11 protein-coding genes are annotated in these 14,829 nt (G+C 46.7%); 7 read left to right on the forward strand and 4 right to left on the reverse strand.

The features are described 5' to 3' along the window. Positions 1-45: 45 nt before the first annotated feature. The 3 genes from P0M28_RS23855 (at position 46) to P0M28_RS31180 (ending at position 2,670) form a co-directional block, all read left to right on the forward strand. Complete coding sequence (locus tag P0M28_RS23855; RefSeq protein WP_302205703.1) at positions 46-1,992, forward strand: ABC transporter ATP-binding protein; 1,947 nt, start codon at positions 46-48, stop codon at positions 1,990-1,992. 247 nt (positions 1,993-2,239) lie between these two features. Continuing rightward, the gene (locus P0M28_RS31175) at positions 2,240-2,452 is read left to right on the forward strand and encodes a group I intron-associated PD-(D/E)XK endonuclease (protein WP_367281924.1); all 213 of its coding nucleotides are present in this window, start codon (positions 2,240-2,242) and stop codon (positions 2,450-2,452) included. Further along, on the forward strand, positions 2,425-2,670 hold the full coding sequence (locus P0M28_RS31180; protein WP_367281883.1) for a group I intron-associated PD-(D/E)XK endonuclease: 246 nt from the start codon (positions 2,425-2,427) through the stop codon (positions 2,668-2,670). Before P0M28_RS31175 ends, P0M28_RS31180 begins: the two co-directional genes overlap by 28 nt. A gap of 199 nt (positions 2,671-2,869) precedes the next feature. Here the strand turns inward: P0M28_RS31180 and P0M28_RS23860 are convergent, their stop codons facing one another. Both P0M28_RS23860 and P0M28_RS23865 read right to left on the reverse strand, forming a co-directional pair. Beyond that, complete coding sequence (locus P0M28_RS23860; RefSeq protein WP_302205704.1) at positions 2,870-4,483, reverse strand: alkaline phosphatase D family protein; 1,614 nt, start codon at positions 4,481-4,483, stop codon at positions 2,870-2,872. Between the two features lie 143 nt (positions 4,484-4,626). Then, positions 4,627-4,788, reverse strand: coding sequence for a hypothetical protein (locus P0M28_RS23865; RefSeq protein ID WP_302205706.1), 162 nt, complete (start codon positions 4,786-4,788; stop codon positions 4,627-4,629). 372 nt (positions 4,789-5,160) lie between these two features. Here P0M28_RS23865 and P0M28_RS23870 point away from each other — a divergent pair, with 372 nt between their 5' ends. The 4 genes from P0M28_RS23870 to P0M28_RS23885 all read left to right on the forward strand — a co-directional run bounded on the left by P0M28_RS23870 (position 5,161) and on the right by P0M28_RS23885 (position 12,629). Beyond that, complete coding sequence (locus P0M28_RS23870) at positions 5,161-6,039, forward strand: AraC family transcriptional regulator (protein ID WP_302205708.1); 879 nt, start codon at positions 5,161-5,163, stop codon at positions 6,037-6,039. A gap of 260 nt (positions 6,040-6,299) precedes the next feature. Then, a complete protein-coding gene (locus P0M28_RS23875) occupies positions 6,300-7,229 on the forward strand; it encodes a dihydrodipicolinate synthase family protein (protein WP_302205710.1) in 930 nt (309 codons plus the stop codon). A 48-nt stretch (positions 7,230-7,277) separates the two neighbouring features. After that, on the forward strand, positions 7,278-10,736 hold the full coding sequence (locus tag P0M28_RS23880; RefSeq protein ID WP_302205712.1) for a SusC/RagA family TonB-linked outer membrane protein: 3,459 nt from the start codon (positions 7,278-7,280) through the stop codon (positions 10,734-10,736). A gap of 285 nt (positions 10,737-11,021) precedes the next feature. Next, entirely contained in the window at positions 11,022-12,629 is a 1,608-nt protein-coding gene (locus tag P0M28_RS23885; protein WP_302205718.1) for a SusD/RagB family nutrient-binding outer membrane lipoprotein, read from the forward strand. A 45-nt stretch (positions 12,630-12,674) separates the two neighbouring features. On the opposite strand, the gene P0M28_RS23890 is transcribed toward P0M28_RS23885, so the two are convergent. Both P0M28_RS23890 and P0M28_RS23895 read right to left on the reverse strand, forming a co-directional pair. Next, a complete protein-coding gene (locus P0M28_RS23890; RefSeq protein ID WP_302205720.1) occupies positions 12,675-13,802 on the reverse strand; it encodes a Gfo/Idh/MocA family protein in 1,128 nt (375 codons plus the stop codon). Positions 13,803-13,812: 10 nt separating this feature from the next. After that, on the reverse strand, positions 13,813-14,823 hold the full coding sequence (locus P0M28_RS23895; protein WP_302205722.1) for a sugar phosphate isomerase/epimerase family protein: 1,011 nt from the start codon (positions 14,821-14,823) through the stop codon (positions 13,813-13,815). Between the last annotated feature and the right edge of the window lie 6 nt (positions 14,824-14,829).

Raw genomic sequence — 14,829 nt, forward strand, 5'->3', positions numbered from 1 at the left:
CAATTTTGAAGAGTCTTATCCGTCTATCACTCTGGAGAAAAATTTATGGCAAAAAAACAACAAGCGAATCGCTCACCACAGGATGCCGCCCAGCGAGGTGTCGCCCAGCGAGATGTCGCCCAGCGAGATGTCGCCCAGCGAGATGTCGCCCAGCAAGGTGCCTCTCAATCGGAGAAGCTGTCGTTGAAAGAGCGATTTCGGGCACTACGTACCATTCCCCCTTTCTTTCGTTTGATTTGGCAAACTAGTCCGGCTCTGTTCACTGCGAATGTGATTTTACGCATTATTCGAGCAGCCGTTCCGGTGACTACACTTTACATTGGTAAACTGATTATTGATGAAGTGGTGCGGGTTACGCAAACCCCTGGCTCGGATGACCTAACCTACTTGTTTACCCTGATTGGAGTAGAATTTGCCATTGCCATTGTGTCGGATGCGATTAACCGATCTACCGTGCTGCTAGATAGTTTGTTAGGCGACAAGTTCGCTAATGAGACTTCAGTACGATTGATGCAGCACGCTGGCTCGTTGGACTTGCAGCAGTTTGAGGATGCCGACTTCTACGATAAAATGGAGCGCGCCCGGCGACAGACCAATCGACGTACTAGCCTGATGTCGCAAGTGCTAAATCAATTTCAGGGTCTAATCACCATTACTTTTTTGGCGGTTGGACTAATTGCCCTTAGCCCCTGGCTGATTGCTCTAATTGCCGTAGCGGTGATCCCGGCCTTTCTAGGAGAAACCCACTTTAATGAGCGGAGCTATTCCCTAAACCGCCAGTGGACTCCCGAGCGGCGTGAATTGGATTACTACCGTTTTATTGGAGCCAGTGATGAAACAGCTAAAGAGGTGAAGATATTTGGCTTGTCAGGTTATTTGGTTCAGCAGTTTGCGGTTTTGGCGGATAAATACTACCAAGCGAATCGTAAGATTGCTATTTCCCGAGCCCGTTGGGGAAGTGCCCTAGCCGCCATCGGCAGTGCGGGATACTACGGAGCTTATGTGCTGATTGTGCTGCAAACCGTTAACGGTCAATTGAGTATTGGTGACCTAACTTTTCTCGCTGGGTCATTTGCCCGATTGCGAAGTCAGTTAGAATCTATTTTAAATCAGTTTTCCAGCATGGCTGAAGGCGCTTTGTACTTACAAGATTTCTTTGATTTCTTCGAGATGAAGCCACTAGTGCAGCAGCAATTGAGTGGAAACAATCAACCTTTAGTAAATTTCCCGCAGCCTATTCAGCAAGGTTTTGTGTTTGAAAATGTAGGGTTCAAGTATCCCAACACAAACTTGTGGGCAGTGAGGGGATTAAGCTTTACGCTACAAGCAGGAGAGAAGCTGGCATTGGTGGGCGAGAATGGAGCCGGTAAAACTACGCTAATTAAGCTGATTTCACGGCTGTATGATCCGTCTGAAGGGTGTATTCTGCTGGATGGTAGGGACTTGCGTAATTATAATCCCGATCAACTACGCGCCGGAGTTGGGGTAATCTTTCAAGATTTTGTTCGCTATCAGATGACGGCCGCTACCAATATTGCAGTGGGCAGTATTGATGAGCGTAAAGATTTGAATAGAATAGATGTTGCCGCTGAGCGGGGAATGGCTAGCCAAGTGATTGAAAAGCTACCGCAAGGCTACAATCAGATGATTGGTCGCCGTTTTGCTGAAGGAGTAAACTTATCGGGGGGCGAATGGCAGAAGATTGCTATCAGCCGAGCCTACATGCGTGATGCTCAGGTGCTTATCTTAGATGAGCCTACTGCCGCTTTGGATGCCCGGGCGGAGTACGAAGTATTTAAGCGTTTTTCAGACTTAACAACCGGAAAGACCGCCGTTTTAATTTCCCACCGCTTTTCTACGGTTCGTATGGCCGACCGGATTCTAGTATTGGAGAAAGGCCGACTATCAGAGATTGGTACTCATGAAGAGCTACTTGCTCAACAAGGAAAGTACGCCGAACTTTTTAGTCTACAGGCGCAAGGATATTTGTAGATCGTTTGTTCCTTCCGTCGGTTATATTTAGATTTGCACCATTAATGGTCCATTAGCTCAACTGGATAGAGCAACTGCCTTTAAGTTATAGGAGCCTTCTTAGGAAAACAGAAACCTAAGAAGTGGATGGTACTGTATCGGTGGAACCTGTAAGGCGAATTAGGTCGCCGGGCAATGTTGCCCAGTGGCATATCGTCAATGGCAATACCGAGGAAACCTTTGTACGACCCATGCGTTGGTTGATTTGATGAAAATACATCATACCAAATCGCTGGGGGACTTAGGAGTTTTGAAGGTTCAGTGTAACCTTTTTGAACAAGGATATATTCCTTGCATCCCGCTGACAGAGCATGTACCTTATGACTTGGTGGCGTGCAACGAGAACGGATGTAAGAGAATACAGGTAAAGATCGGGCGCCGAGCGCAAGGAGTTTGTCTTCTACTGGAACAATTTCGGTAAGATTTCAATCTTCATGGTCGGATAGGAACGGTACGCATATAGTAGATTGGAAAAAGGATAGTCTCGATCTAGTAGCTGTCTACTGCCCTGAGACCGATGTGTGTTATTACTTTGACCATACCCAGTTCGGAAAGACAATTACATTGAGGGTAGAAACTTCTAAAAATAATCAAGCCAGAGGTATTAATCGGGCAGATGATTATTTAAGGGTTCCGTAGAGGCCATACGTACCACACCTGAAACGGTGAAGATATGGTCCAGACCACAAACAGCGATTACGTTGGCTGCGAAAGCAGTAGTTGGTAAGCTAAGCAGTAGGTTTCAGGTTCGAGTCCTGAATGGATCACTTATTTTGGTCATAATGATCGTAAGATCTCTTGGATATGGCCAGTACGTTAACTTTTTGTTGACGCCTTTTCAAGCAGGAGGTTCTAATCGGGAACTGCGGGCAGGCACGCGCATCATATGCGTTTGTTTGAGTGAATAGTCCCGTTCGCTCAACGTATTCAGATACTTCCAGTGAATTTCGGCCGCTTGCGGAGTAAGTAGCAACTCTACGTAACCGTGGTCGCTCAAGTTAGCATGGCGAATGTGCGGATTGTATTTCGATGAGAGATAGGCCTGTCGGATTTGTGCTACCGTATCAGCCCCTACCCACTCATTGATATTAGAAGCATTAACACTGTGAACCACAAACTCTACTCCTAATCGCTGACGCTCATCCGAGCGGTTGTAGGTGTTAGGGTGAAACGGATCATCGGGAATTTCCATTCCTAATGAACTGTGAAAATCGCCGGTACCCACAATAAGGTTTTCAATACCCTGCTCTTTTAAAAAATCAATCAGTTGGGCTCGCTCTACTGGGTAGCCATCCCACATATCGGTGAATTTATCCGGGGTGTTAGGTAACTGAGAGGCATCCAAACCGCTGAAGATTACTTGGTTGCCGAGCACCTTCCAGGCTGCTTCGGTACTGGCAAACTGCTGCTGCAACCACTCACGTTGGGCTTGTCCTAACATAGTACGACTGCTATCCAGAAGTACTTCGGCTAAGTCAGTATCGGCTTGTATGGTGCGTCCGGCCAATCGCCCATCCAGTACCATTAAGTGGGCGAGTGACCCAAAAGAAAAGCTTCGGTAGAGCGGATCGTTCGGTTTTCCCCGAACGGGTAGCCATTCGTAGTAGGCTTGCACTGCGGCTTGTCTTCGATCCTGATAATTGCCTTCGGTTGCGTCGTGGTTCTCTGCCCCTTCGGTGTAAGCATCATTACTAATTTCGTGGTCGTCCCAAATGGTAATCCAGGGATGACTGGCATGAGCCGCTTGCAATTCAGGATCAGCTCGATAAAGGGCATATCGGGCACGATAATCTTCTAACGTAACGATTTCATGTGTCGGAACATTAACTCTTCCGTACTGGGCGGTGTCGCCGTACACCCCTACGGCGTACTCGTAAATGTAGTCACCCAAATGCACCACCGCATCAAAAATAGGCTGTTGAGCCATGTGTCCGTAGGCATTGAAGTAGCCAAACTCATAATTGCTACAACTGGCAAAGGCCAACCGTAGACTATCTTGAGCCGCATCTGGTGCAGTTTTCGTCCTTCCAACGGGCGAGTTGGCACCTAGTGCCCGGAAGCGATAATAATAGATTTGGTCAGGGACTAAATCACTCACATCTACTTTAACCGTAAAGTCCTGGTTTTCGGAGGTAGTTAGCTCGTCGGTCTGTACCACCTGAGTAAATGTACTATCGGTGGCTACCTGCCAAGCTACATCAATTGGGGCTATTGTTTCAGGGGTTACTCTCGTCCAAATAATTACCCGATCGGTGAGTGGGTCGCCACTGGCTACTCCATGGTAGAATGGTTTTATGCTTTCGTCGTAAGCAATATTCTGAACTTGATAGGCAGGAGCAGCTTCCTCCTGAGATGGTTGTGAAGTTTGGCAAGCTACTAAAGCTATCAGCCCGCAGACTGGCGCGAAAAGATAGTTGATAGTGGTACGGTTAAAAGCACGGAGTGGCAGCATCGGCAGTACGGTTTTTAACTAGGATAGGTTATACCCAATGATAATCTGATTAGCCTCATCGTCTCGAGTGAAGTTATTGAGGGCGTAGTTATTTTTCGAGGAAGAGAGTTCGGAATTTGCGGTTGAAGATCATCCTGACCTACCTAATTGTTACCCGTAAATTTACTTTTGGCTACGGGCAGCTTAATGCCTAAATCTACTACCCATCCTCCTTCCGTAACAAACACCTCCCAGTGTGTAAGATAGAGTATTTGCAGCAAATTTTTGGTCGAGGTAGCGGCATTAATTACATCTAACGTAAACAAAGAGAGCTTACTTTGTTGGCTAAGAAACCAACTTGTTGATTATGAACAGCTTATGTTGAATTCGTGGAGCAGTGTTTTATTAACAAAAACGTAATACTGGGCTTGCTCTTTCCCTCAAGGAACTTCCGTAGCTTCACGCAGTGAAAAGATACTATGCCAAGCTCGTGACTATTTTTCTACCAAGAATTTTATTGTAATATCTTCTCAAAAGATTTTATATTCGCTAAGCACACTGGTATCTGTAGTATATAGTCCGCGTACTGCAAAAAAGTCAATCTACTATTAACAAATTTGAATTAAGCCTCTCCTTTGGGAAGCACCAAATTAGGGTGGCCAATTGAATATTAAATAGTTGATTGATTATCTTTTACTATGAAACCCCACTTTCATAAAGTACCTATTCAGCCTCGCAACTCTTATAGCGTTAGGCACGATATTCTGCCTACCTTCGGAACAATCTGGCATTATCATCCGGAGGTCGAGCTACACTACACCATTCGAGGCGAAGGTGTACGATTTATTGGCGATACTATTCGTAATTTTTCGGCGGGCGAAATGCTATTGTTGGGTGAGAATCTACCTCACACTTGGCGATGCAGAGAAGAGTACTTCCAAGGGAATAAGAACCTGAAAGTAGAGGCTGTCGTGCTACATTTTTTACCCGGATGTTTAGGACGTGACCTGCTACGTTTACCTGAAGCCTACTTGATTCCTAAGCTTTTGGAAAAGGCCAAAAGAGGTCTGATCATTAAGGGAGAAGCTAAGAGAAAAATTGCGAATCTGATGTGCGCTGCTACCGAAGCTACGAACCTTGATCGGCTTATTATACTACTGTCTATACTTAAAATACTGGCTGAAACCAATGAATCTGAAACTATTGCTTCGCCTGATATTTCTTTTCAAAAAAACGAGTCAGAAATGGCTCGTCTCGATAAAATATACTCCTACACATTAGCTAACTACAAAAAAGAAATCAGCTTAGAAGAAATAGCAGCGATGGCTAACCTCAGTATTACTTCATTTTGCCGATACTTTAAGCTAACAACCCAAAAAACGTATTTTGATTTTCTGACTGAAATACGGATCAGCCACGCTTGCCGAGCATTAGTTGAAGACAAATTGGCTACTGAAGTTATCTGTTTTGAGTGTGGCTTCAACAATGTGTCTAACTTTTACCGACACTTCAAGAAGGTGACTAAGGTTACTCCAATGGAGTACAAAAAGAAATATCTAAGCCGAAAGTTGGTGTAATTTAGGTTCAATTATTAAGTGCTGGGGCAGGGGGCTTGGGGTGTATTCCTAATCTTCGTTTTTCGTTATTGTTATTCCTATCTCAAATTTCAGTCTTTGGGATCCATTTTCCTCTCGATTTCGCCCAGCCCCCGCTTCACGCTCCCTGTCCCTCGCTAACCACATGCTAAAATGCTATAACGATTAGCCAAGAAGCTACATAAAATGGCGATAATACCATTGTACATTTAGGTAACAGTTCAACCTACTACTACCCTCCGATGAACTACTTTAGGAAAGGTTTTATTCCGGTTATGCTCACTCCGTTCTCAGAAAACAGAGAAGTCGATTATGACGGACTAACTCGGTTAACTGAATTTTATCTGGCGTCGGGAGCAACGGGTCTGTTTGCCAATTGCTTGTCGAGCGAGATGTTTGAACTTACTCCTCAAGAAAGAATTAAAATTACCCAACATGTTGTGAAAGTAGTAAGCAATAGGGTGCCAGTAGTGTCAACCGGAACTTTTGGGAGTACAGTTCAGGAGCAAGCTGATTTCATACACCAAATTTATCAAACCGGAGTGCAGGCGGTAATTATGATTACCGGATTGCTGGCCAATGAAGATGAATCCAATGAAGTTTTTAATGAGCGAGTTTTTGATATGCTTCATCGTACTGATAAGATTCCATTAGGCTTTTATGAGTGCCCGATTCCCTATAAAAGAATGCTCTCTCCCCAACAGCTTAAACTGTTTATTCCTACCGGGCGAATCACGTATCATAAAGACACTTGTCTGAACATTGAACAAGTTAGAGCCAAAGTAGCTGCTGGAAAAGGATACGCTTTTGGCCTGTACGATGCCTACCTAGTTCATGCGGTAGAATCACTGAAAGCGGGATCAGCCGGACTGTCCTGTATCCAAGGTAACTTCTTCCCGGAACTTATTGTCTGGCTATGTCAGAATTGTGGTAACTCTCAATTGGAAAAAGAAGTACAAAAAGTGCAGAATTTTCTGACTGAGAATATGGGAATTATGCACACAGTTTATCCATTAACTGCCAAATACTTTCTCCAAAAACTCGATATCAACATCTCAACCTTTACTCGCCGGGAAACCGGCCTATTCTCGGTTAATATCAAAAATGATATTGATCGTCTATACGACGACTACGTGCGTCTGCAAGAAGAACTTACCCTGACTGTTACTTGACTACTCAATTTCTATAACACAATATGTTTCCACTCAATCTTCACAACTATGACATTACAACTTTACAATCCAAGGCTGAACAAGCTGTTCGGCTTTCTCATGATTGCCCTACTCCTGCAAACTGAGGTATGGGCTAACCATCCGGAATCAACTAATTTAGAAATTAACAGCAACCCAGCCGTTGCAACCATTACCGGGCAGATTACTTCGGCTGACGACGGGCAAGCCCTTCCCGGAGTGAACGTCATTGAGAAGAACACTCAAAACGGTACGATTACCGATATTGACGGTCGCTACGCTATTCAGACCACTAGTGAAAATCCGGTATTAGTCGTTTCTTTTGTGGGTTACCAAACCCAAGAGATTCCGGTTAGTGGCCGAAGTGCCGTGGATATTTCTTTGGCGGTAAGCTCCGAATCCCTCGAGGAAGTAATTGTAACCGCACTAGGGATTAAGCGAGAGGAACGGTCGCTAGGCTACTCGGTAGCGGAGGTAGAAGGTCAGGAGCTGAGTCGGGTGGCTCAGGAAAATGTACTGAATGGATTAGCAGGCAAAGTGCCCGGCGTTACCATCAGCTCCACCGGAGCGGCCGGTTCTTCGGTAAGCATGGTTATCCGCGGGGCGACTTCTCTCAATGGCGACAATCAGCCGTTATTTGTGATTGATGGGGTGCCGGTAGCCAATACCTTAAACAATGTGAGCGAAGTAGGGCGAGATAACCGCGTGGACTACGGTAACGCGATATCCGACCTGAACCCGGCCAATATTGAAAGCATATCAATTCTGAAAGGCCCCAGTGCTGCTGCCCTCTACGGATCGCGGGCGGGCAATGGAGTAGTGTTAATCACCACCAAATCAGGTAGCGGAGTAGATCGGATGACCGTATCGGTTTCTTCCAATACGGTCTTTGATCGGCCTACCCAATTTCTGGATATGAAGCAAAACTTTGCGATGGGCGGGCGGAGCTATACTCCGGATAACAACCCTTACGCTTTATTTGATCTGCCACTCGTCATTTACAATCAGGACTTAGTTGATGCGGTTCCTATACTTGGGTCGCTAGTGATTCCGGCGGGCAATGGCCCGGAACTCGATCGAGGTTACCAAGCTATCCAGTGGAATAGTCCGCTGGATGAAAACGGTATTCCTCAGGCATTACCGTTAGAATCTCACCCGGATAATGTGCGAAATTTTTTGCAAACCGGCATTGCCTCTAATAATGACATTGCTATTGCTAACAGTAATGAGTGGATGAACTACCGACTAACCTATTCCAACATGAGCAGCCGAGGGCTTATTCCTAACACCGATTTGTTCCGAAACTCCATCGGTCTCAATTCTTCGGTAAAAGTCCACCAAAACGTAGAGGTTAGTAGCAGTTTGAACTTTAATAGAAGCAACTCTAACAATCGCCCCGCCGGTAACCGAGGGGCTAATCCGTTGCAGTGGGCTTACGCCGTAACTCCCGATGTCGATATCTGCGACTTAGCAGACTACTGGGAACCGGGCCGAGAAGGCGTTCAGCAACGATCACATCTACCGGGTGAAGCTAACAACCCCTACTTTTTGGCGAATGAGATAGAGAATAGTTTTGTGCGAGACCGATTCTTCGGTAACGTGCGCGCCAACTGGCAAATCACTCCTTCATTCAGCATCATGGGACGGGTTTCTATGGATCAGTATTCTGAAGAGCGAGAAACAAAAATGGCTCCGAGCTACACCTTAGAACCTAACGGTGCTTACGGTATTATTAATCTAACCCGCCGCGAGAATAACAGTGATATACTGGCTACTTACTCCAAAGTGTTAGATCAGCTTAGTGTTTCGGTGTCGGCAGGGGGTAATATCCTTAATCAAAGTGGCAGGAATGTAAGAAACGCTACCCGAAGAAGGGGTGGGGGACTGATTATTCCGGGTCTGTATACGCTGGATAACATCGCCCCGGAAAATCTGGACTACGGTAGCTCTATCTACGAGAAGTCTATTTATAGCGTCTACGGCTTGGCGACTTTCGGTTTTAAAGATATGATCTATCTCGACGTAACGGCTCGCAACGATTGGTCCAGTACTTTGCCCGAAGGTGAGAATTCTTACTTCTACCCTTCGGCCTCCCTCAGTATGCTGTTGAATGAGATGATAACCGTACCCAACGTTGATCTACTCAAGCTAAGAGCCGGTTGGGCTCAGGTAGGTAATGACACCGATCCTTACCGCCTGTTACCGGTGCTCAATAATGTAGGTAACTGGGGCGATGCCATTCGCTTATCCACTCCCGGTGAACTACTGAACCAAGACCTTAAGCCGGAGATTGCTACTTCTTTTGAAGTAGGTATGGATGTCGGCTTGTTCAACAATCGTTTACGATTTGAAGGAACCTACTATACCATAGAAAACGAAAACCAGATACTGGGGCTTACGCTGCCTCCTTCTTCGGGGGCCAACTCGAAGATTATCAACGCCGGATTGGTCGCCAGTCGAGGTTGGGAATTAATGCTGGGAGGTACTCCGGTACGTAGCGGTAACTGGACCTGGGACGTCAGTGCCAACTTTACGAGAATCCGAACCACCATTGAAGAGCTGTCTGATGGCATCGATATATTCACGCTGTGGACTGATGCTAAGGGCGGTGCCTGGACCTACGTGGGCGATGAAATCGGCGATATTTATGATCGAGAGCTAGTGGTGGTAGAAGACGAAAACTCACCCTATTTTGGGTACCCTATTCTCGATAACCAAGGAAGCTGGCAGTCCATTAACGCGGCTGAGACCAAAAACAAAATCGGTAATTTTAATCCTGACTTCATTTTGGGAGCGCAGACCAATATCTCCTACAAAGGATTTAACCTGAACATGACTTTTGACTGGCGAAAAGGTGGTGAATTTATCTCGCAAACCTATCGCTACATGGAGTCCGATATGCGCTCGCAGCGTTGGTTAGATCAGCTAATCAATCCCGGCGATTTGGAAGGGGATGCTTTACGCGACTGGCTGGTAGCTAACCAAGATCAGTACATTACCGATGGGATCAACATTGTGGGCGGCCCTACCGAAGAACTGGGTGGCCACCCCATTCCGTTTGAAGACGGGGTTACGTTGGGCGACGGAGTTTTCAACCCCGGCGTGTACGTTGGGGAAGATGGCGAATACGTGGAAAATTTAGGCGGCGATGGTACCAGATACATTCCGTTTGCGGCTAATTATGCCTGGGATTTCGCCAAAACTGCCCTGTTTGATGCCGACTATCTCAAGCTAAGAGAAATAGTCTTCAGCTATCAGCTACCCCAATCTTTTGTCAATTCTATTGGGCTACAGGACATTAATGTGGGGGTGTTTAGCAGAAATATCATCCTGTGGACAAAGGCAAAAATTGGGGTGGATCCCGAACGCGCATTTCAGCCGGAAGCAGGCGCGCAGGGTAACGGCGTGCAACTCAAGCAAGGGATAGAGCGCTACAACGTAACGCCCTTCGTCGTTCCCATCGGCTTCAAACTAGGATTGACCTTTTAAAATATGAACATCATGAAAATAGCAATAAACAAATTCCAAATAGCATACTTTACTTTTTGTAAACACTCGTATTTTAGAGCGTTGGCCCGAAAACTCAGCGGGCGTGCGAAGGGATTGTGCGGAGAAGCATTGAGGTTTCTTGACTTTTTTGGTTCGTTTTTGTGCGGTTCGCCGCGCGATCAAGACAAAAATGAACAAAGCAAAAATCTACGAGTAAGAATATTGTTTCATACCAGCGTAATATTACCTGAGAAAGTATTTAAATATGCTCTAACCGTTCTAGTATTGTCAACCGCCTTTTTATCGGGGTGCCAGGATGATTTGATCGATAAAAACGAAAATCCGAATGGCGTTTCTCCCGATAATGTGCATCCTAACTTGATGTTAGCCACGGTGCTCACTCAGTCGTCTAAAAATGTAGTGAGCCTGGGGTTTGGTAATATTGCGGGAGTTATGCAGCATACGCAAAAAAATGGTTGGGCCGGAGGGCATAACAACTACGATTGGTCAAATCAAAGTTGGACGGGATACTACAATATCCTCCGGGACAACAATGTCATGTACGAACGGGCAGTAGCTATGGAATTGCCATTTCATCAGGGAGTAGCTTTGGTGATGCGGGCGTATAACTTCGGGATGATTACCGATCTGTGGGGTGATGCTCCCTACACTAATGCGCTGAACGCCTCCAAAGGCGGAAACGAAAACCTGCTTCCGGCCTTTGATACGCAAGATGTGATCTACGAAGGTATTTTGGCGGACTTAGAAATGGCTAATACCGTACTAGCTATTGATGCGGGTAGTGCTCAGGACGAAAATATCTACGGTACAGATGTAATCTACGGAGGCGATCCGCTGCAATGGCGCATGTTCGCTAACTCACTACAGTTACGGTACTACATGAGAATTTCGGGGAAAGAACCCGCTATGGCTCAAGCGGGGATAGAGAAAATAGTTGGTAACCCTGAGCAATACCCGATCATCAGCAGTATTGAGAATGATGCTACCATGAGTTACGTAGGTAATAGCTCGGACGATGCCTGGCCTTCTAACAGTGTGTTTGATCTGGGAGGTAGCCAATACACTCGTATCCAGATGTGTGAGACATTGGTCGATGCACTACAGACGCGTAACGATCCTCGCATTGCCGTATGGGCTGAAAAAGTTGATGTTCCGTTGGTCGTATCTGATACTTTGCCCGCCGAAACTAATACTATTATTGATGGAATACGCTACATCAGCCCCGATCAAATCCCCCCCGGCATTCCTTACAATACCGACCCGGAATACGTGGGTCTACCCCCCGCAGTTGGCAATATCCCGGCGGGGTACAATCTAAACGCTGGTGCCGGACAAGGCTCAGCCAATCCGCATGTCTCGGCCATATCCGCCATGTACCGCGATGCTACCGGACCAATGCTACTAGCCCGTTTAGCATCCGCCGCTGAAGTCCACTTTGTTCTAGCCGAAGCCGCGCTGAACGGCTGGGCCGTAGGCGACGCCCAAACCCACTATAATGCTGGCGTACAAGCGTCCTTAGAAACCTGGGGTGTCGGTGATCAGTACGAAGCCTACCTAGCTGGCTCCGCCTCGTTTGACGGTACCCTGGAGCAGCTAATTACCCAGAAGTGGATTGCCAGTTGGACCGCCGCTACCGAAGCTTGGTTTGACTACCGCCGAACTGGGTTCCCGGCACTAGAAGCGGGCGAAGCTGCTCGTCGTTCAGCCCTACCGCTACGGTTCTACTACATGCAGGACGAGTTGACCGTGAACGAAAGCAACGCGATGGAAGCCGTCAACCGATTGGAAGAAACCGCCTTTACCTCGCCGGACGGGAAAAACAGCGCCTGGTCTAAACCCTGGGTACTACAGGGCACGGGTGAGCCTTACTAAATTTAGCTCCACAGATACTGTAAAGGTAGTAGGAAGTTAAGCTACCTAATGTTCAAAAGTGAAATCAGGTAATCGTATGATTTCTCCTCCCTTCAGAGCTGATTTGTGGGCTAGGATACCTACTGCCGTTATGTTAGCAGATTGCCTTGCATTCGGATAGGGAGCAGTTTGGTTAACCAGTGATTTTACGAATTCGTGTACCAAATGCGGGTGAGAGCCACCGTGGCCACCGCCCTGGGTGAATGATAGGTGCTGATTTTCATCAGTGTCATACACACCCTGAGTGGTAAAACGCTGGATCTCTGTCGGTAACAATCGAGCGTAGTCAGGACTCTCAATCTCTTCGGGAATCTCGGACTCCGCCCTCTTAGCGGTATGCATAATCAAGGGATTGCCTTCAATCAGTGGCCACTCCACTGATTTTTTGGAACCATACACTGCGAAGCTTTCGCGGTACTGCCGAGCCACGTCAAATAGCGAACGATAAACGTGAGCACTCAAATCAGAATTACGAAATTTGATGTGAGTCGTCTCAACGGCGTAGGGAGAGTTGTACTCTTTGATTAACTCCTCCCGTATTGTGCCCGAGCCAAAGCAAGAGACATATTCCGCTTCATTCCGCGTTAGTCCTAATACCGGACCGACACAGTGGGTCGCGTAGTGCATTGGGGGAAGGCCGGGCCAATAGTCGGGCCACCCGTCCATATCTTGCTGATGGCTGGCTTTTAAAAACTGTACTTTGCCTAGTTGACCCGTATCGTACAGTTCCTTCATATACAAAAACTCCCGGGCGTACACCACTGTTTCCATCATCATGTAGGTCAATCCGGTTTGTTCGGTTAGCTGTACAATCTCTTCACACTCCTCTACGGTAGTCGCCATAGGCACCGTACAGGCTACGTGTTTCCCGGCTTTCAATGCCTTGATTGACTGCACCCCGTGATCTGGAATAGGGGTATTGATATGTACCGCGTCAATGTGTGGGTCTTCCAATAGCTTGTCGTACGAGCTATATCTTTTTTCAATACCGAATGCATCGGCCAGTTTGTTCAGTTTTTGCTCGTTTCGTTGCGATACGACCACCAAGTTGGCGTTAGGATGCTTTTGGTAGATAGGAATAAATTCCGCTCCAAAACCTAGTCCTACAATTGCTATATTTACTTTCTTGTCCATGTTGAGTCAGTTATTCGTAAAGTGGATTTAGTTGCGGATGTTCTGAGAACCTGGTTCGTAAGCTTTGTATGGTATCTACAAATGCCTTACAAGAAATAAACGGATCGCCTTTAATATTCCAACCCTGACTGGAGATCGGCCCGGAGTAACCGAATTCATAAATTTTTGCTAACAACCAGGCCATATCAATCTGACCTTCATCAAAGCGAACGGCACTAAATTTAGCTGGGGTAAAAATACCGTTGGTAAGCACCACGTAGGGCAACCGTTTCATTAAAGGATGCTGAAGCACTTCATCTAACTCACTGGAAGCTGAATTGGCGTACCAGTGATGCGAACAAAATGCTGAACCTACCGTCTGAGCTTCGGCTCCCTCTAAAATTTTAAAGGCTGACTGCGGTGTATCGCAGAGCCAATGGGTGTGGGGATACAAAGCCCCGGTGATATTATGCTCAGTGCAGGCCCGATCAAAGGCACTTATTATTTTGTACGCCCGTTGCCAATGGCGATCCTCAGCCAGAGCCGAACCGCTTTCTGCGATGGTTGGGCCACTTAGCTCGCCCCTACCACTTAGTGAAAGCGAAAAGTAAGGTTTGATGGGCATTTTGGCGAGTAATTCTACGTTCTGGACAATCTTATCAATCTCCTCATCAATCTCGGTCGCTTTGTCGTCAATCACCGCTTGGGTTGTCCAGTGAAAACCCCATACGTTAAAATCCGACTTCCAGAATAAATCCATCGCCTCTTTCCACCGATCGGTTTCTGGGTCAACCAAAACGAATTCAAAACCATTGAAGCCCGCTTGTTTGGCCGCCGCAAATTTTGATTTCCAGGAGTAAGAAGCCCGATTACCGGTATGAAAGTTATCAAAAAGTACTAGCGGATTTTCCGGAAGCGAAACCCGCTGCTGAGGGGGCGATTCTGGGGATGCCGAAGCAGCCCCCAGTGCCGTACTGCTACCCAGAGCTATTCCGGCAGTGGTGCTTACTGCTTGTTTAATGAAGGTTCTTCGGGCTGCCATAGTTAG

The organism is Tunicatimonas pelagia (assembly GCF_030506325.1).
Classification (GTDB): Bacteria; Bacteroidota; Bacteroidia; order Cytophagales; family Cyclobacteriaceae; genus Tunicatimonas; species Tunicatimonas pelagia.

Excerpts from the sequence above, each read along its gene's own strand:
- P0M28_RS23860 (WP_302205704.1), bottom strand. The coding sequence starts at position 4,483 with ATGCTGCCACTCCGTGCTTTTAACCGTACCACTATCAACTATCTTTTC.
- P0M28_RS23890 (WP_302205720.1), bottom strand. The coding sequence starts at position 13,802 with ATGGACAAGAAAGTAAATATAGCAATTGTAGGACTAGGTTTTGGAGCG.
- P0M28_RS23875 (WP_302205710.1), top strand. The coding sequence starts at position 6,300 with ATGAACTACTTTAGGAAAGGTTTTATTCCGGTTATGCTCACTCCGTTC.
- P0M28_RS31175 (WP_367281924.1), top strand. The coding sequence starts at position 2,240 with ATGAAAATACATCATACCAAATCGCTGGGGGACTTAGGAGTTTTGAAG.
- P0M28_RS23870 (WP_302205708.1), top strand. The coding sequence starts at position 5,161 with ATGAAACCCCACTTTCATAAAGTACCTATTCAGCCTCGCAACTCTTAT.
- P0M28_RS23895 (WP_302205722.1), bottom strand. The coding sequence starts at position 14,823 with ATGGCAGCCCGAAGAACCTTCATTAAACAAGCAGTAAGCACCACTGCC.
- P0M28_RS23855 (WP_302205703.1), top strand. The coding sequence starts at position 46 with ATGGCAAAAAAACAACAAGCGAATCGCTCACCACAGGATGCCGCCCAG.
- P0M28_RS23880 (WP_302205712.1), top strand. The coding sequence starts at position 7,278 with ATGACATTACAACTTTACAATCCAAGGCTGAACAAGCTGTTCGGCTTT.